Source organism: Parafilimonas sp., assembly GCF_051953455.1.
Taxonomy (GTDB): domain Bacteria; phylum Bacteroidota; class Bacteroidia; order Chitinophagales; family Chitinophagaceae; genus Parafilimonas.
Genome location: NZ_JBQCIT010000014.1, coordinates 313,454 through 332,754, shown reverse-complemented (window position 1 = coordinate 332,754; position 19,301 = coordinate 313,454). Strand labels below are relative to the sequence as shown.

Sequence of the window (19,301 nt, the reverse complement as noted above, 5' to 3'; positions counted from 1 at the left end):
AACTCACTAAAAAATTATTGCAAAATTTTATATTGGCTTTAATGAAACGATTGATGAACATAGGCCTGCTGTCATTATTTTTTTCAATCAATATACAGGCGCAGGCACCGGCGCAAACTGTTCCCACATTTAATTTTTACCGATTTGATAAAATAACTTTCACCAATAAAGATTTACCAACAGGAAAAATGTTGTTCTTCTTCTTTTTTGATCCTTCATGCGAACATTGCCAGCAGGCGATGAGCAATCTCAACAAAAATTTTAAGCAGTACGCAAACGCAGCAGTTTATTTAATAAGCGCTGATGACCCAAAAGTAATTACTGCATTCATGGATAAATACGCACCATCATTAAAAAACAAAAAAAATGTGACGCTGCTTGTTGACACAAAGAATGAATTTCTTGAAAAATTTAAACCAATAAGATATCCTTCTATGTTTCTGTATTCATCAAAAAATGTATTGCTGGATTATGAAGATAATGAAGGCAGCATGTTCAGATTTTTTAAATATTTAAAACAGGCATAAAACATTCCGAATGAAATTAAAATTTAGAATTCCGCTGAGCTTAACATTTATTGTATGTTTTGCATTAATAGCAAACGCACAAAATAAAGTTGGCATTTTTGATAATCATGTTGATGTTGGAACGAATGTAAAACCTGGATCGGCAACATATATTCCACAAACGCAGCAATATGTTATTTCAGGCGCCGGTTATAATATCTGGGGCGACCATGATGAATTTCAGTTTGTATATAAAAAAATGAAAGGCGATTTTATTTTATATACACGCGCTGAGTTTTTGGGCAGCTGGGTTAACTATCATCGCAAAGTTGGCTGGATGATTCGCAAAAGTTTAAATGGAAATTCACCGCATGTAAACGCTGTTGAGCATGGCGATGGATTAACATCACTGCAATTTCGCAGAACTGCGGGTGCACAAACAGAAGAACATAAATTCAAACTCACTAAAGCAAATATTCTTCAGCTTGAAAGAAAAGGCAACACATATATTATGCGTGCTGCTATTTATGGCGAACCTTTTCAAGTTGATTCAATCACAGATATTGATTTAGGTGATGAAGTGTATGTAGGATTATTTGTTGGCTCACACAATTCTGATGTTGTTGAAACTGGTGTATTCAGTAATGTAAATATTACTATTCCATATAAAGGTGAAGCAGATAACAGAACGCAAATGACACTGGGCAGCAATCTCGAAATTGTTGAAGTGGCATCAGGCAAACGTAACATTATTTACAAAGTACCTTATTCAATCCAGGCGCCAAACTGGATAACCGATGGCAAGAGTTTAATCTTTAATGATTATAAGGGCATCATGTATAATTACAATCTTGCTACTAATAAACCTTCGCCAATTAATACCGGCAATATTGTAAAAAATAATAACGACCATGCAATTTCTTTTGATGGTAAAATGCTTGGCTTAAGTAATAATGTAAAAGAATTAGGCGGTTCAATTATTTATACGGTTCCTATAACTGGTGGCACACCAAAACAGGTAACACCAATAGGTCCGTCGTATTTGCATGGTTGGTCGCCCGATGGGCAATCGCTTGTTTTTTGCGGTGAAAGAAACGGTGAATTTGACGTATACAAAGTTCCTGTAAATGGCGGCGATGAAATTAAATTAACTGATGCAAAAGGTTTGGATGATGGCCCTGAATATACACCTGACGGCAAGTATATTTACTTCAATTCTGTTCGTTCAGGTTCAATGCAAATCTGGCGCATGAAACCTGATGGCAGTGACCAGGAACAGGTGACCAATGATGAATTTAATAATTGGTTTGCGCATATTTCCCCCGATGGAAAATGGATTGCATTTATATCATTTTTAAAAGATGAAGTGCCGCCGGGCATGCACCCGCCATACAAACATGTATATATAAGAGTAATGCCTTTTGAAGGCGGAGACACCAAGGTAGTTGCTTACATTTATGGTGGACAAGGCAGCATGAATACACCTTCATGGTCGCCTGATAGCAAGAAACTTGCATTCATCAGCAATACAGATGTGAGTGAAGAAAAATAAAGTAATGGCATCTCTGTTATTTAAAATATAAAAAAATCGAAGGTTGCGACTTTTCTTTTATCAGGGACGAAAGTTGGAAGCACTTCATCAACGGCAATTGTATCAGCTATTTATTTGGATGGCACATTAAATAATGAAAGAAGTTTTATGAAGATGACAGGCATGCACCGGCAATGCTTGATAAAGCTGGTTTAATCGTTGTCCGAGCGAAGAAGATGGAGCAGTAAGAAGTTTGACAAACTATGGTAACACCGAGGGATATTGCAGATATAAATATGCCTTCAAGAGATAAACAAATCAATATTTTTCCTGCAATAATTTGGAAAACTACCTGCCAACAGCTCCGGAGGAAGACCTAAATTCCTTTTAGCCACTTAAAAAATCATCTTGATTTATACAGAGGACTTATACCCAAAAACAGAATCAACTTTATAAAATGTTATGTATATTTTTCTAACGAAAAATGAGTTTTTTGAGCCATAAGGCTTATCAGAAAATGTATAAAAAATGAGTAGCAAACCGCTACCCACATTTTAGTATAAGCACTAATCTTATTGCTGATAAGTTGATCTCCACCAGAGCTTATATCCTCTCAGATTAGCGGTGGCATTATAATAATTTTGAATGAAATAACCACCAACCATTTTCAGTACATTACCTAGTTTAATTTTGATGCGAAAAATATTCCAATGCTACACGTTCAATAATGTTTAAGGCTTTAGGATTTGATAAGTTTTAAGCCGGAACAAATCGAACCATTTAGTCGTCTTGAGAGAACGTACCACAATTAAGTGTATCTATTTATAGAATATCAGTAAGTTTAACTATTAGTTTGCAACCTATTCTTCGCTATCAATTCTTCAATATCACTTGTTAAGAAAAAACGTCTGGATTCAATTTTTAGTGATTTTAGCTTTCCCTGATGTATCCAGTCATAAACAGTAGGCTTTGACACCTGGAATAGTTCACATACTTCTTTTACTTTCAACATCTGTTTAGGATTGATGCTTGCAGGTTGAATAAAACCTTGCGTTTTTTTATCCAATGCTTCTTCTATTATATTTCGCATGTGCTGCCAGAACGCATCTGTATCTATCGGAATTAAAATTTGTGATGCCTGCATAATAGAAACTTTAGCTGAGATTAAACGTTTGACAAATACACCAAACTCCCCAACATCGGGTTATATGAAGGGACGTACCGGATATAACCGCATTGCGTTAAATCCTGTAGGCATTTATGATAAGTAGCGCCACCGGAAATCTTAGCCTGCTTCATTAAGTCGCGGCTGAAAACAGATATAGGGATACGGCTGTCCTGTTGCCGGTAAGCATACAGGATAGCCATATACAAGCTGATATGCGAAGGCCCGATTCTTGGATCCTCGCGTATCATTTCCATAAAACCAAATAGCGCCTTAGTATCATCCATTCCTTAATGCACTTTCTGTTTACGGCTTTGTTTTTTTACTGGTTCACCATTTTTTTGCATTTGAACCTGCTTATGTTTTTGTTCCTGCTTTTGAGATTGCACAGGCGCTTGTTTTTGGGCTGTAGTTGGTTCCTGTTTTTGTTGCTGGCTCACGTGTTGTTTCAACTGCTCTGCCAGTTCCTTACCAATATATTGTTTTTCAACAAGCAGCTCCGTTGATAAGCGCTGTTTATTTTCATCATACACATGTAGCGATCCCATGGCAATGTTAGGTGAGACATACAATTTTTCTTCGTTGCCCTTACTATCAACAAAGGTTACCTTTTGCAGATTGCCTCTGTGCAGGGATTCTGTTAACGACTGCCTGTATTGTTCATTCGTCAATTCCTTGATGGGATATTTTGAAAGCACAGTCTCCAAATCAAATCCATAGTTTTTAGTGTACTGCTTCATTTCGTAATTCCCATTCTCTAATTTGTTTTTAAAATTGAGCCTTATCCATGCCTCATATTCATTGCCTTCTTTGCTTACCAGGTTTTTATAAACAGGCCGTCCGTCAAGCAGGTTATAGGCTTCTTTAAGCGTGTACTTGTTATTAATTTTATTTTTCTGCTGATCATCCTCTTCACTGTTGCCTTCTGCTTTTTTTGAGGTAATATAAAACGTTTGCCTTGTCGTATTCACTTGGCCCTCCTTTTGCAATTGCAGGTCAAACTTGTTGAGAAAATAATAATCTGATGTGGCAGATTTTTTTAAATGCAGGGTAGCTGTTACTTCATCCCCCTCATACTCTTTTTTAAAGCCGTGTTGTATAAGTGGTACACCTTGTTCCATTTTTGTTTTTAGTTCAGGCGTAAAAGCTTCTCCAAACCCTGTTCTCTTTAACTGGTTTTCATTAAAGCCCATATATTTCACCTGGTCTTTGTGGTCTTGCACATTTTCATTGTCCATAATTTTATTTTTAAATGTTGATTGAATTAAATTCTGTTCAAGAGTTTGCCCATAATGGATTTGGCGGAATACATCAGCAAGTGAACTGGCATAAATAACTTCATAATATTTATAGTGGCTGATATTAAGCGCAGCAAATTCATGCGCCTGATCCGCATTCTTAAAGCCATATACATCTTTCCGTTGCAGAAAATAATAGATCGTGTTGTAGGCAAACCAGCACCTGTTATTGGCCAGTGCTGTTTCAATACATTGCATGGCTTCATCCGATATGACATGCTCAGTTGGCATCTTCAATATTGCAGGATTTTCGCTTTTAATAATTTTCTATGGCTTATATGCAATTCCAAATCACGCCCACCGTTTTTTTCACCTGCCTGTACTACCAGTTCCTGCTTGCTGGAAATAGTAAAAGGTGTAAAAGCAAAAACCGGAGTATCAGATTGCAAGCCATCCACTGTTTGCGTTGAAGTAGCATACAAAGGCTTTAATTCCGTTTCTTGCACAGCAGTACGCTTGCCTCTTTTCTTATCCCTAATAAAAAAGCGGATATAATCCGGTGTGTAAGCAACATGCGAATGATTGTGAAGCTTGAACCGAAAACACATCACATCATGGGTAAGATATATACCCTGCAGTCCAAGCAATATTTTTTGTTCACGGGTCTGCCGGTGCAAAAAAGACCTTGTGTTTTTTATACCGGCAACGATGTTGTTGAATGTTGCTTCATCTATAACCTTATCTTCAAGGGTTGCTTTCATGCTATCAGGTGTGAAAGAAATATTCAATGCCGTAGGTTCATCTGCATAATCAACCAGGAAAGAATAAAATTTACCGTCAGCAGTAACCACGCTTAAATTGGTTGCTGCAAAATCCTGCACACCCGCTTTTATTTGAAGGATATTGTCAACACCTTTTGCTTTTTGCGCCAGTACAGATGCGCTGCCCCTGTCCACACTTTCAATAGCGTAAGGGAAAATGATATTGCTTGTTTTGTTATAGCTGATAGTAATATGATAAGGCGCAATCATTTTTTGCGCTTTTGCTGCAAATGATAAGGATGCTAATACCGTTAAGACGATTATATTTTTCATAATAGTTATTGTTTGTTGTTATTGTCTTTGAGTAAAACCTGGTAACCTGCTTTCACAGTTACTTTTACCAGTTTGATTTTTTTACCGATGAGGCTTTTGGCTGCCTGTATGCCTGCACTGGCTACCTGTGCGCCGATAGAGGGATCAAGGGTGGCGAGGCCGATGCTTTGTGTAGCTTCATTCGCTGATTGCTTGGCCACATCCCTTGTGATAGCGCCCGGGATAAAAATGCCGCTCATGCCGTCAAGGTCGTAAACCGATAAGGAGACAGGCAGGATATTATTTTCATAACGGATGGTATTGATGCTGATGTTTAATCTTTCGCCGTTAAGGGAAGCTGTTCCATATACAAAGCAATCTTTAGGTACCAGCACGCCGTTGATATATACATCATTTAATAATCGCAGCTTAACGGTTGAGCCGCTTACGAGTGTTTGCGTTTCCTGCACTACTGCCTGCATGCTGCTTTGAGCTGTGTTGTTTATCGTATTATCATCGAGTGAATAAAAGGCGTTGCCGGCTGATGTTGCCGGAAGTGAACTATCCTGTATGGCTTTTGTTTGAAGAACAGTTATATTATCATTGTTATCTTTTGCTATTACCGGAAACACTTTTCCCTTATACTTCACAGATTGTTCCTGCATCGCCGCCTGCACTCTTTCAGGATGTTGTATATCCAGCACTTTATCCATCATTGCATTTAACTGCTGCATTTCAGGGTCTGCTGTTGTGTCTGTTTGATGAATAGCCTGTACCACATTTTGTAAGCGGTCAACTGCATCATTATCTATAGCCGTATGTGTTACAGCCGAAGTATCTTTTATAGATGGCGACGGTTGCGGTGGCTGGTTCAATGCGGCGTTTAATTTTGCCAGTTGCCGGTTAACCTTATCAACATTCGGGTCATGATAATCTCCCAATGTACCAGGAGGCGAAGGGTCATAAGAAAAATGATAAGGATTATCTGTATCGCTTTGCAAAGACTTCAGCCCTTCTTTAAAAAAAGGATCATTTTCCATTGCTTCTTTCATCTTTGCAGAGTCCGCATCCGCCTGCTGGTAAAAATCAAGTTTGTTCCAGCTTTTATGATCTTTTAAATGGGCATCAGGCAAATGCATATTAAAGCCCTGCTGTGCTGCATTTTTAGACGTTGTTTTAGCATCAGCAGAGAATATGCCTACCGACCATAAGAGGAAGGTGATAAATGGAAGCGCCAGCACCGGCAGCACGAGCAGGAATTTTCGCTGCCTTTCTTTTACAATGGGATTAATAGTTTGTTGCATAACCTATTTTTTGGATGAATAATATTGTTCGATAAACTGAATACTGTCCAGCAAGCCTGGTCTGGCTTGAACAATGCTGTCATAAAACGCGCTGCCACGCTGATGCAGGCTGTCTAACCAATGCTTAAAATGTTCAATGCGCATAACTGCCTGTACAATGGCCGTGTCTTCCAACACAGGATTGTTTTGTTCAACGTGATTCGGAACAGCGATAGGGGTAACAACATAACCAGTATGCTTTTTTTGTAAAGCATGAATGATGATATAAGCGCTGCCAATCGCGGAGGCGATACAGAATACAATTAAGAAGATTTTTATCGTACGCCTGCTTACTGTGGCTGCTTTGTTGTTTAAATAATCAGCCAATTTTCTTGCTTTCCTATTAATAATGTCAGCAAGCTTTTGCCATACCGTCAATACAACGGTGTTGGTTATTTTTCTTTTCTTAAATATTCTTATCATCTCGCTTCCGTTTTGAGGTCTTTGTTTTCAAGCATGTTCCAGCGTTCAATCAAAAAGCCATGCGGGTTATTATCCGAGCGGGATACATTGCGCAGGTATCCTTCTGTAATCAGGCTGCGATAAGAGATGCTTGAAGTGCGAATAATTTTTTGCGTACAGTAACACTTAAAATAATAGGGGTATCTATTCACATTTACATCTACACTATCTACTGTGATCTGCTGGCTGATATTGCCGGCAATGACATTTGAGTAATAGCCATTTTCTTTTAAATCTTCATATTGTCTTTTGGCAGAACCATCAGCTAAATACAGCGCTTTTGCAATGTTGGACTGTATCACTTTATCATCGGGGTCAAGGGTGAAAAAATCAATATGAAAATCCTTTACATGGTCCCGGGCTTCTACAGGTATATTGTCTTTGCGGTCTGCTGCCAGTGCTTCGAGCGCCTTGCCATTCGCCAGTACATACACTTTGCTCTCAGTGATGGCCGCTAACTGGTAGCTTTTATACAGCACAAAGCCGCACAGCAGCATACAACCGCCAACCACCATGAAGGTGAAGGTGCGTACATGCTTAAAAGCTATATCAATATTTTTCATTTTTGTGAACATGGTTAGTCGTTTTGTTTGTTGCCGGATAATTTATTGTGCAGGTATTCACTGGCATGGCCATAACCTCTGCCCATGCCTGCGGCAAAGCCTTTCCCTGATGGTTGCTCATTATAACCTGCCCTGATGCTGCCCGGTGTATTCATTACGTTTTGCGCACCGCTTCCCATTTTTGCTGCCGTCATACTGCTAGCAGTTACAGCACCTGATACTGCACCACCGGCAGCTCCCATCGCTAGCGTAGTTGCTTTACCTGTTAATGCTTCGCCGCCGCCAACCCACAGTACGTTATTGGCGATAGAAGGCACCGTGAAATACCCGATGATACCTATCACCATAAAGATGAGGTAGCCCATATCGGTAGAGCTGAAAAAAGTATCGCCCTGCTGTGCGATTTGCTGCAAATCAACCTGCAGCATGTTCTCCTGTATCTTACCAATGACAGCACCGAATAAATTGGCGATAGGCAGCCAGAGAAAGATGTTGATATACCTGGCGAGCCAGTGGCGTAGCGTATGATGAAAGCCATCGAACACACTTAAGCCGAATGATAAAGGCCCGAGAATAGCAAGGATAATTAAATTGAATGTGCGGATGGTATTGATACAAAGCGCTGCCGCCGCAAAGAGCACCTGCAACACTTCACTCATCCATTCCTTGATACTGTTGCGAAAACTGTAACTGGCTTTCGCCATAGCAAACCTGATGTCATCGCCAATGCCTTCGAAGAAACCTACGTCTGAACTTGTTTCACCGGGGTGTGTATATTGATACCATTTATCCTTATCCCCATTACCTGAATCGCCTACATACATTTGCCAGGTATCCGTTTGTTTGATGGCGTCCTGTTTTTGTTGGAGCAGTGCAGCAATCGCCTCGTCAGAGTTGTTAACCATCGCCGAAGTCGCCGTAACGGTAGGTTGCATCACACCATTGATGAGGTTAATAACAGCAGGAAAAACCAGGATAGCAAACCCAATCACAAAAGGCCGGAACAAAGGATAAAAATCTATAGGCTCTGCATTGGATAGATGCCGCCAAACCCTTGCAGCGATATACCAAAGTGCAGCAAACCCGGCAATGCCATGGCCTACGCCAATCAGCGAACTGCAAAGCGGTATCATTTCACTGTAAAGCTGATCCAGCACAGCTTGCAGGCTGTTGATATTATCCGCTAATCCGCCGCCTGTATCGCCTTGAGCCTGTGATAAGACAGGCAATAGCATTCCTGTTATTGCCGCAAAGGCAATGATTAAAGCTTTTTTCATGTTATCGTTTTCTATCTCACTAATTCATTCACACACGAACGATTGTTTCTGCTTTCTTTTTGGAATAAACAAAACCCGAATCAGGGTGATGCTTCGATACCGTTTATTTGCTGCAACTTATGCACATCATTTTGTTCTTTTGCTCTTTGCAGTCTGAGCAAGTAATTATTATTATTGAAGCTGTATAAGAACATAACTTTATCCTGCATATCCGCATAAATATGGTCAATTATTTTTAAGCGTTCCCCATCGCTCATGCGCATTTGGTTAGCGGTTATCACGGTAGTTAAATCCATAATATTTTTTAGTGATTGATTAAGCAGGTTGTTATATACTTTACCCATGTAGGAGATTTCATCAGGATTGAATAGATCCGCCTGTTTAAAACCATTGAAAGCAGATTGATATTGCTTAACCATCTGCACCTGGTAATTAATGATAGCTGGTATCTTCCAGTATTTGCGCACGGTTGGACTAACCAACCAAAGCCCGTCTAAAAAAGCTTCATGCAGATTGAAGTTGCCCTGCGCAATGTCCCGCACAGTGGTGTAACCCTTGCTTACAATATCATAACCGGTTTTCATATCAGATAATATCCGTTTCATTTCTGTCAGCTTTCCTATGTCCAGTATCAGTTGCTGCAGTTCAAAAGCCTGCGCATGGATTTTCATCAAACTACCGCATAGCAGCAATATCAATACACACTTTTTCATGTCCTCTGTTTTTCTTTGTCGAATAATCTTGTTACTTCTTTTATATCTGTCAGCTTCGCCTTTCTTTCTTCACAGAGCTTTACAAACCCTTTTTCAAATCTTTTGAGAGTAGTAATATTTTCTTTCATCACCGTGAACATTTGTGTAAGCAATTGCAGCTTATCAGCTTCACTCATCGCAGACTTAGGCGATATAAGCTCCTTTATTTTTTCAATAGACTGGTTGCCTTCTTTCAGCTTTTCATTGAACACGCCGGTGATGTAGGCGCTTTCCTTTTCCGTGATAACCTTATCTTCCTTTATTTTCTTTGTAACTATTTCAAATAAACTGTTTAACCGCGTTACGCCATCCACAATAACCGTTATCATTGTTCCTTTCTGCATAGTGTTTATTTTATATCGTACATCTGCTGAAGTATAGCTGCATCGTTAGCATCTTTCTTTCGGGATAAGGCCATTACGCCGGTTTGATTACTGAAGCTTTGTGCAAAAGCATATTTATCCTGCATATCCGAATACAAATCGTCAAGACGTTTTATGCGTTCTTCATCTGAAAGCTGGTACTTACCTGAAGTAGTGATATTAACAAGCTCCGTAAGGTCATCGGCGCATTGATTCAATAAGTTCGCAAATACGGTATAGATATAATTTACTTCGCTGTTATTGAACTGCCCACTGGACTTTGCATTGGAATAGGCTTTATGATATTGTTGAACTATGGTTAGCTGCATGGCTATGATAGCTGCTATTCTTGCATCTTTGGCAATAGCGGGGCTAACGTTACTCAGTGAGCCAAAATAATCTTTGTGCAAGTTGAACTCACCGTTTTTTATATCGCTGATAGCAGTCAATCCATGCTGTGCTATATGATAGCCTTTCTGTAAATAGCCTGCATATACCTGTAACGCTGCTATCTGAATGCCCAGGTATTTAATTTGCGTTTTCTTTTGCGCAAACCATTCTGCAAATGTTTGCGCATGAACTATCTGCACAGAACATATAATTAATATCATCAAACACCACTTCTTCATCATCATATTTTTTTCTTTATTAATAAAGAGGTTAATACTTATAAGCCCGCTTCTTAATTCCCTCCTTTGGAGGGGTTAGGGGAGGCTATACATCCATTTCACCATTGCCGCATCATTTTCATCTTTTGTTCTTGATAAAGTGAGTAATGAGTTTTGTGTATTGAACTGGTGCAGGTCATTATAGTTTTTATTGACTTCATCATTTACATTGTTGATAATTTCCATCCGCTCTGCATCGCTCATTTGCGTGGTAAAGGAATTGACGACAGTAAATAGTTGATTAATGTTTTGCACGGTCTGATTAAGTATGCCGCTATACACCTGTGCCATATAATTTATTTCATCTGCTGTAAAATGTTTATCCTGCCGAAGCATATTCCAGGCGTGCTGATATTCGCTGACAAGCTGTGCCTGGCGTTCAGCGATTTCTTTTACGCGGTGATAATCTGTGATGATGGTTTTTACTTTCCAGAGATCTTTATAAAAACTGCTGTATAAATCCTTTTGCTTTTGCACCCAACCTGTAATCTCATTCAGATGCAGTTCACTCATAGTATTCTCTACTACCTTTTGCGCATTCTGTAAAACAACGGTCTTATTTTGTATGCGCTGCACCTGAAGGTCAATAGCTTTAATCACCTTTGTAACTGTCAGCTTGATTATTTGCCCTATACCAAACTGCGCATTTGTTCTTACTGTAAAAACACTACATATTGCCAGTAACACTATCAACTTTTTCATAACCTTTATTTTACTTTTTTATAAGTGCTGTTACCGATATACAAACAATTTTTTTCAGGAGAGAAAGAAATGATCTTACCATTAGGCTGCACTATCATTTGCTTGTTGTTTTTGCTGTATATACCATACCATGTAGTTGTTTCATTTTGCCGGTTCAACACTTTGCCATCATGCACCGGTATATAACTTAAATGCCTTTCAATGTTATAGCTGTTTGTTGTTTCATCTACAATGGTGATAACCAGTGTATCATTACCACTTGCATATTGCTGCTGAAATTCTTTTACATACATACCGGGTATAAAATCTTTGATGTTGCCATCGGATAAAGCACAACCGCTTAATAAAAACAAACACACAATAATCTTTTTCATGACTGCTTTTTTAAATCGTTTACCAGCATGGTAATACCGAGTTCCATGCTGCCATATTTTTCTGCATATTCCATCACCTTTACTTTTTCCTTTTCTTCTGTTGAATAAGTAAAATATTCTTCTGGTGATAATTCATTGCGATACACCTTCATTACCTGCCCACCCAAATCAATAAACACTTCCCTGTATTTTTTGCCCGGTTCATTGGCCCGGTTGACAGACAGCAGGATTGTTTTGCCTTTATCTGATAAACCCAGCGTTGCCTGTAATGCATCAAACTTGTTCATGAACTTGCGCATGTCCATGAGTATTTTAATATCCGCATTGTTGATGATCGCCTCCTTGATAATGGGGGAGGAAATCAGGTCATCTATTTCCTGCGTTACTACGGCTGCAATACCGTTGAACTTACGCACGGTTTTAAATACATACTTGATAAATTCCGCCATGCCGCTTTTGGCTATCGCTTTCCAGGCTTCTTCAATCACGAGTATTTTTCTTTGTCCTTTTAACTTGCGCATTTTGCTGATGAATAGCTCCATGATGATTAGCGTTACTACGGGAAACAGTATTGGATGATCTTTTACATTATCCAGCTCAAATACGATAAAACGCTCTTGTAACAAATCCAAGTTCTTCGTAGCATTTAATAAATAATCAAACTCGCCACCTTTATAATAAGGTCTTAGCACGTACAGGAAGTTATCTATATCAAAATCCTTATCCTTCACCTTATGCTCTTTCAATACCGTTACATATTCCGTTTCGAGGTATTCATAAAAACTGTTGAAAGAGGGAAATACATTTTGCTTTGCTACATGCTCGTAGTAACCTTGTAAAACATTCGATAAAGCCACATATTCAGACCGAACAAAACTTTCATCTTCTTTCTTCCACAGTGATACCAGTAAAGCTTTTAAGCTTTCTTTCTTTTCTGTATCCAACACTTCACCGGCAGGAATATAAAATGGATTGAACTGTATCGGTTCTGCTTCTGAGTAAGTAAAGTAATAACCGTTTACCAGCGTACATAATCCTTTATAGCTGCCGCCAATATCCACTGTTACGCAGTGCGTGCCCTGGTCGTATAAAGAACGCAATACGTGATTCATCGTCATGGATTTTCCGCCGCCACTTCCACCGCACACAAATAAATTCCTGTTGGTAACAATACCTTTCTGCATCGGCTCATCAAACATATCCACATACACCGGCCTGCCCGTTAATCTTTCTCCAAACCGTATTCCATCTGCTGCACTTATGTAAGGACTATCGCTGTTTAAAAAGCAGGATGCCTGTTCAACAAATGTTTCTATGGTATGATCCTTTGGTATATCGGCAGCATTGCCCGGTATGCCTGTCCAATAAAGCTGTGGTGCAGATACGGTTTCATATTTAGCAACTGCATCCATCTGCGCAAATGCCGCCATCGTTTGATTCACCTGTTCTTTGGCTTCATCTTCACTTGATGCAATTGTCATTACATTATAATGGACGCGGCAGGGACGTTTACTGTCCGTAAGCATTTCGTTCAAATACTCATTGCCGGCCTGGTGTGATAAAGCATTTTCTCTTGAATATTTAGCTAATGAATAAAGCCTTTTATTCTTTCTTTCAAGCCTTTGCCTTGTTTCGTTCACATCACCCAACACAATAAACTGGTTATAGATGTGATCGGCAAATAATAACATGCCGGCATAAGAGGAATATCCAACAGGGAAAGATGTTTTATCTGTGCTGTACGCATCATGTGTTATCCTGGCGCTGCAAAGCGCAGGAAAACTTTCCGCATCAGATAATGTAAAAAACTGGCACAAATCGCCACCCACTTTTACTTTGCCATCAAATGAAATATCCTTGATTAACAAAGCATCTTTACAAGGCAGTTGAAATAAATACTGTTCTATCCATCCTGCTTTATCGTTAGTGCTGCTTAATTCGTCATCATTCAATCGCTGCAATTGAATGCCCGCTTCCTGCAATAATCTTTTAAACTGGCTCACTTGCGTTTCCCATACCTGCAAACTATTGGCATTAATGGTTTGTTCAGGCACTATAGAGCGTTGCAGCAAGCTGCAGAATGCAGAACTTGCAGGCTTACGATTTGAAGGAGATAAGGTAATGCTGATATAGCAGCTATGCTCAAAATAAACTCTGCCTGCATAAAACCTGTCGCTGGCCTTACTTAGGAAACTTTTAACTGCAACTATATCTGCCCGAAATACCTTTTTACGGAATACATCCTGCTGCACAAATACACTATGGTTAGGCAATGATCTTATTGCCTTAATCCTGCCCTGGTTCAGCGCTTCATATTCTTCATTGCTTCTTGTTAAGCCTTCAGGATATAAGGCTTTAAACACAACTGTTATATCGCCGTTGGCTGAAAGGATGCAGTTGTGCTCAACCGATACAGGTAATATGTCATCTAATAACTTTTCCATTCCTTATCACTTAGTTATTTTAATTGTTTGCCGGCAAAATCTTTTCCTTGAATAGCAATGAATAACTTTTGGTATTTTTCTTTGCGCATTCTTTTGCATTAATCCATGTTCGCCATACCGGTTGTTTATTCTATATACATAGATGAATATGCAGCTTCCTGTAACCAGGATTACACCAACACATACATAGGCATTAACGCCTGCGATATAAAGTATGGCAAAAAGTATCAGCGCTGCTACCAGGCCACCGCCCAGATACCAGATGTATTGTGCTTTGAGACCGTGGAACTCCAAACTTTTATTGATGCCTTTATTAATATGATAAACAGTATTTGCCATATTATAACTATAATCCGAAAAAGCTTTTTAATACGGTTGCCACTACCACTAAAAACACGCAAGACCCAAACCATGCTGCTGCTGTGCTGCCGGTATCAGGATGGCCATGAGACCATTTTTGATATACACGCACTGCACCTACAAGACCAAGTATGGCGCCTATCGCATACATCAAATTGCAACCTGTATCAAAATAGCTTTTCACCTGTGTGGTAGCTTCTTCAATACCAGCATTGCCATCCTGTGCCTGGCTACATACTGTTATTAATAAAAGAACTGCACTCATGGATGCGCATAGCATCCCCTTCTTGCTTTTAAAGCAATTGCCGTTTATCTTTTTTGTTTTTTCTTTGGCAACGGCGAAGCCAAAGGCTTTCAAACGCCTCACTTTCATACCCACTTGCTTTATTGATTATTAAATAATGATTATGTCATTGTTTTTTATTTTGATTTTTAAATCCTGCAGCCGCTGCCCCGTGGATTATGCTTAAAAGCGAGGCAGCACCGGCATACAGGTTTGAGCACTCCGCATACGTTTCCCTGCCGCACTTGTTTTTCCTGCTCTGCTGCATGCGGAGTAATTATTTTCTTCTTACTAAAAAATCACGAAGGCGGGTTCCATAATGCAGCAAGCCCATCTGCATCAAAATGAATGTTGCATTTGTTTTCCGCTTCAACAGCAATAAGGTTTATGATAGCAGGTTGAAAAGGAGAGCCTTTGAGGGCTTCATATTTTTGCAGCAGTGCATTAATGGATATGCTTAATGTTTCTTTAATCATGCTTTCAGCAGCCGATTGCAGTAAGAGTGCATTAAGCTCATCCACGAAATCATGTACATCAGGGGAAAGGTCAGGTTCAGTATTAGCCGGTACAGCAACATTATTTTTTACAACAGGTTCAACAAATAAAGAAGTTTGTTGATGCATTGATGCTTGCACTGCGTGTCTCTTTGTAAAATACAACAGCCATACAATGATGTAATATAATGCCAGTACAACAACGCTGCCGGTAAGGTAATGCGTGAAGGGAAGATAAATCAGCATAGCACTTCATTTTCAGGTTCACAAAATCTCGTTTGCTTTAATGATGTAAAATTAGATTACTGTCAGGGGGTGCTTGTTATACAGGATTAATAACAGAAAGAAATAAATTAACCATAGTTAAAAAATACAAGATTATAATTATACATGGTTAAAGAAGAACAACAGTGCATTCATTTAAGCGTATATCAAGGAGCAAGTTCAGGTATTATTACTCCTGCGGATTACGTTTATATCTGCTGAGTGCAACATTTGTAATGCCTAAGTAGCACGCAAGATATTTATCTTTTATGCGGTCAGCCATCCAAGGGAATTGTTTTAGTAAAGCAGAATATCTCTCTTTCGGTGGCAAATGCATCAACATCAGATGATCTTCTGAAATACAATAATATTTTTCAGTGATTTTTCTGGCGTTGATATTGAAATGTGCATACTTACTGTATATATATTCGAGGTCTTTATAGTCAATATAGTTTACGATGGTAGGTTCAATTGTTCTTATAGCAAGTTTAGAAGGCGTTTGATTAAAAAAGCTCTTTACTGATATAATAATATCTCGCTCTTTATTGAACCAAACGATAATTTCTTTGTCGCCTAAATTGTAAAAAATTTTCATTAGCCCTTTTTCAATAAAGGCGATCCTGTTACAAACATCCCCTTCCCTGAGCCAATAGCTATTGGCCGGCAATTCCCTTTTTCTTAAGATTTGTAGCAAATAAGATTGAATTTCAGGTGAAAGCGGATATATGGAATTTAGATATTGAAATAACTCTAACATCTTAAACAAGAGGCGGCAAATGCCTGCGCTTTTTTAAATCAGCGATTAAGAAAATAAAATTGGATATGATAAAAAAAATAATTAGGACTCCAAAGGCACTTAATGTAATTATGGGCAGTGTTTCATGAAAAGTGCCATAGTTATAACTTGCATTAGGTTGAATAAAAAAATAAATAAGCGAACCGATCATACAACTTGCTCCGAAAATATTAAATAAATAACCCTTGCTTTTTCTAACGTAATAAGAAAGCATTAAACAAAGGATTCCTAATATGCCAAGTATTGAATGAATAACAAAATGTGGCAATCCCAGTAAAATATACAATAGGTAAAATCCGCCCATTTCTTCGCCGCTTACTATTATGCAGCAGAACAATAGGATTATTAATAAAGGATGGGTAATAATTATTTTTAATCGTTTCATTTAATCTAATTTAATTACAAGGGCCATGACTTGCGCCTACATACCCGGCTACTCCCGGAATTAATATTTCTCCTCCATCGTATCCTCCTGTTTTGCTAAGGTCAGAAAGTTCTATATACAATCCTTGCGGTGTATTTGAAAGCTCGCCCATCATTCCTCCAGGTATGTGATATTGCGGAATTTCCAGTGGCTCATATACTGCCAGATTAAACACAGACAATGCAAAATCTGTGCAATTAAAGTTGTCTATATCATATCTTGATTTAGACTGGTATTGAATCTCACTTAACGCGTTTTCAAAATGTACTGCATCTATATTGACAGTAAGAGAAGCATTGAACTCATGGCCTGCATTATCTACCATTTTACTTGGAACAGGGCCATTGGCCTCAATTGACTTCCATCCGGATTCAGGATAAAAGCCTATGTTCTGCTGAATTGAGGTACTGCCATTGGATTTTGTTAACTGTAAAAAAGTATGGCCGCAGGCTCCCGTACTAAAATCAAACAGTTTGTAGGGATCATTATTTACCGGTATATCTGTATAAATCGTAATCTTAAATGTTGCCCCCTGATCTGATAACTGCGAAAAGCAGTTTACATATTTTGTTACATCTATCGTTGATTGATCAGCATTTTCATAGGAAATATTAATTGTTTCATCAGGATACACAGGACCACTGCCACCACCATGAGGTTGTGGATCAGCGGAACCATATGTATAAGTACTTCCACCACTACCACCACCCATTCCTAATATGTCGTCAAAACAATACCAATAATAAGGCGTAGGATCATCATAGATATATCCAACCACCACCACATCTGGCAGGATTTGTTCACCGGCCGGTTCTTCTTCTTCCATCAGGGAACTTACATTACTGGTAGTAACATTCTTTGTATTCTCACTATACCCATTTTTGGTGTTTTTACGGTCGGGATTTTTAAGATAAATAATTTCCTTTCGATTGAGCGAACTTGCAACTACTGTAATGTTCAAACTTCCTTTTTGGTTACCATTATGTTGTATGTGAACTATTTTTGCCTTTATAATTCCTTCAGTACTGTCGGTCTTCAATAAAATAAAATCATCTGATATTTTCTTCCCGATTATGCCTATGCGCAGAAAATGATTTCCAGTAAGAACGCCATTACTTTTATACAGGTGAAGAAAATCGATGGTTTCAAAATCGCTTGCACTTAAACTGTCTTTTAAACCGGCTTTAATTTTCGTCAGGTAATTTGCTTGCATAACGAAAGAATCAATTGCGCCTGATTTGTATTCTTTTACTATGTCTTGCTTGTAGCATGAGGAAATTAATAACGTGATATCTACAATTGCAGCAACACAAAACCATTTTAAATTTGGGCTTTTCATACTAATAAGTTTTTACAATTGGTAATTGCGTAAGTATATTACTAGCTATAATATTAAATCTAGAATGGCTTCATTGAAAGTTATAGCTTATCGAAAACTGTGCACAATTATTAATAATAGCTATGAATGTGGTGAAAAAAAAGTATGTGAGTGGGACTTTTTACTACAGAAGAAAGAATTTATTACTGTCTAAGCCATTGTATACTACCCGTAAGAGTAGTTTTTAAGAATTTATAGAGCTTTCAATTGCAGCAATAGTATTAGTTGTTATAACTTCCATTTATTCTTAATTTATAAACTGAAAAAATGAAACCATCATTATTTGCTAAGAGCTTTGCAATCTTAGGTATCTTGTCAGGCTGTTGCTTAGCAAGCTTTAACAGCTTTGCATCTCAAGATGATACAGTTACTGTTGCTTGCCCTCAAGGTTCCACTTATAAATGTGCCACTATTGATTCAGAAGGTGGCGGTCAAATAATAAAAATGAAAGGATCAGGCACAGTAGTTATAACTGTTCCTGATTAATTTAAAGCACATATTTGACAGGAAAAGAAGTTGTTGATATTTTTGAGACAACCTCTTTTTATTAAGATGTTTATGGGGATTAATTTTTTTTGATCTCTAAACCTATACTTTACTTTTGAGCATGCTCATTTTTTAATTGTGAGTGCTGTCTCGTCAAGTAGAGAACTATTGCTTGAATTATTTCGGAAAGGAGTCGCTAATTCTTAGTTTATTAATTTCTTTCTTTATGCAAGTGGTGATTAAAAATCTATAACAATATAGATGTCTGTCGCGGGCGGAAGCACTGATTGTTACTTTTTTGTAAAAAAGCCCAATACTTACAACACTTTGATTGTAATCCTAAAGACGATATTTTT

Annotated in this window: 22 protein-coding genes; 3 read left to right on the top strand and 19 right to left on the bottom strand. The window is 38.4% G+C overall.

Annotation, left to right across the window (positions count from 1 at the left end; translation table 11 throughout):
• The first annotated feature begins 41 nt into the window (after window positions 1-41).
• Both ACTHN6_RS06135 and ACTHN6_RS06130 read left to right on the top strand, forming a co-directional pair.
• Window positions 42-527 carry a TlpA family protein disulfide reductase gene (locus ACTHN6_RS06135; RefSeq protein WP_440434846.1) on the top strand — a complete coding sequence of 162 codons (486 nt, stop codon included), beginning with the start codon at window positions 42-44 and terminating at the stop codon, window positions 525-527.
• 10 nt (window positions 528-537) lie between these two features.
• Window positions 538-2,058 carry a TolB family protein gene (locus ACTHN6_RS06130; protein WP_440434845.1) on the top strand — a complete coding sequence of 507 codons (1,521 nt, stop codon included), beginning with the start codon at window positions 538-540 and terminating at the stop codon, window positions 2,056-2,058.
• An 820-nt stretch (window positions 2,059-2,878) separates the two neighbouring features.
• On the opposite strand, the gene ACTHN6_RS06125 is transcribed toward ACTHN6_RS06130, so the two are convergent.
• From ACTHN6_RS06125 to ACTHN6_RS06035, 19 genes are all read right to left on the bottom strand, one after another.
• On the bottom strand, window positions 2,879-3,181 hold the full coding sequence (locus ACTHN6_RS06125; protein WP_440434844.1) for a helix-turn-helix domain-containing protein: 303 nt from the start codon (window positions 3,179-3,181) through the stop codon (window positions 2,879-2,881).
• 20 nt (window positions 3,182-3,201) lie between these two features.
• Window positions 3,202-3,489, bottom strand: coding sequence for a hypothetical protein (locus ACTHN6_RS06120; protein WP_440434843.1), 288 nt, complete (start codon window positions 3,487-3,489; stop codon window positions 3,202-3,204).
• Window positions 3,490-3,492: 3 nt separating this feature from the next.
• On the bottom strand, window positions 3,493-4,731 hold the full coding sequence (locus ACTHN6_RS06115; protein ID WP_440434842.1) for a hypothetical protein: 1,239 nt from the start codon (window positions 4,729-4,731) through the stop codon (window positions 3,493-3,495).
• Window positions 4,732-4,733: 2 nt separating this feature from the next.
• Entirely contained in the window at window positions 4,734-5,534 is an 801-nt protein-coding gene (gene traN, locus ACTHN6_RS06110) for a conjugative transposon protein TraN (RefSeq protein WP_440434841.1), read from the bottom strand.
• Between the two features lie 5 nt (window positions 5,535-5,539).
• Complete coding sequence (traM, locus tag ACTHN6_RS06105; protein WP_440434840.1) at window positions 5,540-6,817, bottom strand: conjugative transposon protein TraM; 1,278 nt, start codon at window positions 6,815-6,817, stop codon at window positions 5,540-5,542.
• A gap of 3 nt (window positions 6,818-6,820) precedes the next feature.
• Entirely contained in the window at window positions 6,821-7,279 is a 459-nt protein-coding gene (locus tag ACTHN6_RS06100; protein ID WP_440434839.1) for a hypothetical protein, read from the bottom strand.
• Window positions 7,276-7,893 carry a conjugative transposon protein TraK gene (gene traK / locus ACTHN6_RS06095; protein ID WP_440434838.1) on the bottom strand — a complete coding sequence of 206 codons (618 nt, stop codon included), beginning with the start codon at window positions 7,891-7,893 and terminating at the stop codon, window positions 7,276-7,278. The genes ACTHN6_RS06100 and traK overlap by 4 nt, the downstream gene beginning before the upstream one ends.
• A gap of 2 nt (window positions 7,894-7,895) precedes the next feature.
• Window positions 7,896-9,158: a conjugative transposon protein TraJ gene (gene traJ, locus ACTHN6_RS06090; RefSeq protein ID WP_440434837.1), complete on the bottom strand. Its 1,263-nt coding sequence runs from the start codon at window positions 9,156-9,158 to the stop codon at window positions 7,896-7,898.
• Window positions 9,159-9,238: 80 nt separating this feature from the next.
• Window positions 9,239-9,871: a TerB family tellurite resistance protein gene (locus tag ACTHN6_RS06085; RefSeq protein ID WP_440434836.1), complete on the bottom strand. Its 633-nt coding sequence runs from the start codon at window positions 9,869-9,871 to the stop codon at window positions 9,239-9,241.
• Window positions 9,868-10,254 (bottom strand): hypothetical protein, encoded by a 387-nt coding sequence (locus ACTHN6_RS06080; RefSeq protein ID WP_440434835.1) that lies wholly within the window; start codon window positions 10,252-10,254, stop codon window positions 9,868-9,870. The genes ACTHN6_RS06085 and ACTHN6_RS06080 overlap by 4 nt, the downstream gene beginning before the upstream one ends.
• Window positions 10,255-10,259: 5 nt before the next feature.
• Window positions 10,260-10,907 carry a hypothetical protein gene (locus ACTHN6_RS06075; protein ID WP_440434834.1) on the bottom strand — a complete coding sequence of 216 codons (648 nt, stop codon included), beginning with the start codon at window positions 10,905-10,907 and terminating at the stop codon, window positions 10,260-10,262.
• Between the two features lie 69 nt (window positions 10,908-10,976).
• Window positions 10,977-11,642, bottom strand: coding sequence for a conjugal transfer protein TraI (locus tag ACTHN6_RS06070; protein ID WP_440434833.1), 666 nt, complete (start codon window positions 11,640-11,642; stop codon window positions 10,977-10,979).
• Window positions 11,643-11,647: 5 nt separating this feature from the next.
• Window positions 11,648-12,016: a hypothetical protein gene (locus tag ACTHN6_RS06065; protein ID WP_440434832.1), complete on the bottom strand. Its 369-nt coding sequence runs from the start codon at window positions 12,014-12,016 to the stop codon at window positions 11,648-11,650.
• Entirely contained in the window at window positions 12,013-14,460 is a 2,448-nt protein-coding gene (locus ACTHN6_RS06060; protein ID WP_440434831.1) for a TraG family conjugative transposon ATPase, read from the bottom strand. Before ACTHN6_RS06060 ends, ACTHN6_RS06065 begins: the two co-directional genes overlap by 4 nt.
• A 6-nt stretch (window positions 14,461-14,466) precedes the next feature.
• The gene (locus ACTHN6_RS06055; protein WP_440434830.1) at window positions 14,467-14,799 is read right to left on the bottom strand and encodes a DUF4133 domain-containing protein; all 333 of its coding nucleotides are present in this window, start codon (window positions 14,797-14,799) and stop codon (window positions 14,467-14,469) included.
• Between the two features lie 7 nt (window positions 14,800-14,806).
• Complete coding sequence (locus tag ACTHN6_RS06050; RefSeq protein ID WP_440434829.1) at window positions 14,807-15,193, bottom strand: DUF4134 domain-containing protein; 387 nt, start codon at window positions 15,191-15,193, stop codon at window positions 14,807-14,809.
• 209 nt (window positions 15,194-15,402) lie between these two features.
• The gene (locus tag ACTHN6_RS06045) at window positions 15,403-15,843 is read right to left on the bottom strand and encodes a hypothetical protein (RefSeq protein ID WP_440434828.1); all 441 of its coding nucleotides are present in this window, start codon (window positions 15,841-15,843) and stop codon (window positions 15,403-15,405) included.
• Between the two features lie 208 nt (window positions 15,844-16,051).
• On the bottom strand, window positions 16,052-16,618 hold the full coding sequence (locus ACTHN6_RS06040; protein WP_440434827.1) for a Crp/Fnr family transcriptional regulator: 567 nt from the start codon (window positions 16,616-16,618) through the stop codon (window positions 16,052-16,054).
• A gap of 434 nt (window positions 16,619-17,052) precedes the next feature.
• Window positions 17,053-18,420, bottom strand: coding sequence for a hypothetical protein (locus tag ACTHN6_RS06035; RefSeq protein WP_440434826.1), 1,368 nt, complete (start codon window positions 18,418-18,420; stop codon window positions 17,053-17,055).
• A gap of 306 nt (window positions 18,421-18,726) precedes the next feature.
• On the opposite strand from ACTHN6_RS06035, the gene ACTHN6_RS06030 reads away from it, so the two are divergent.
• The gene (locus tag ACTHN6_RS06030) at window positions 18,727-18,945 is read left to right on the top strand and encodes a hypothetical protein (protein WP_440434825.1); all 219 of its coding nucleotides are present in this window, start codon (window positions 18,727-18,729) and stop codon (window positions 18,943-18,945) included.
• Window positions 18,946-19,301 lie beyond the last annotated feature (356 nt).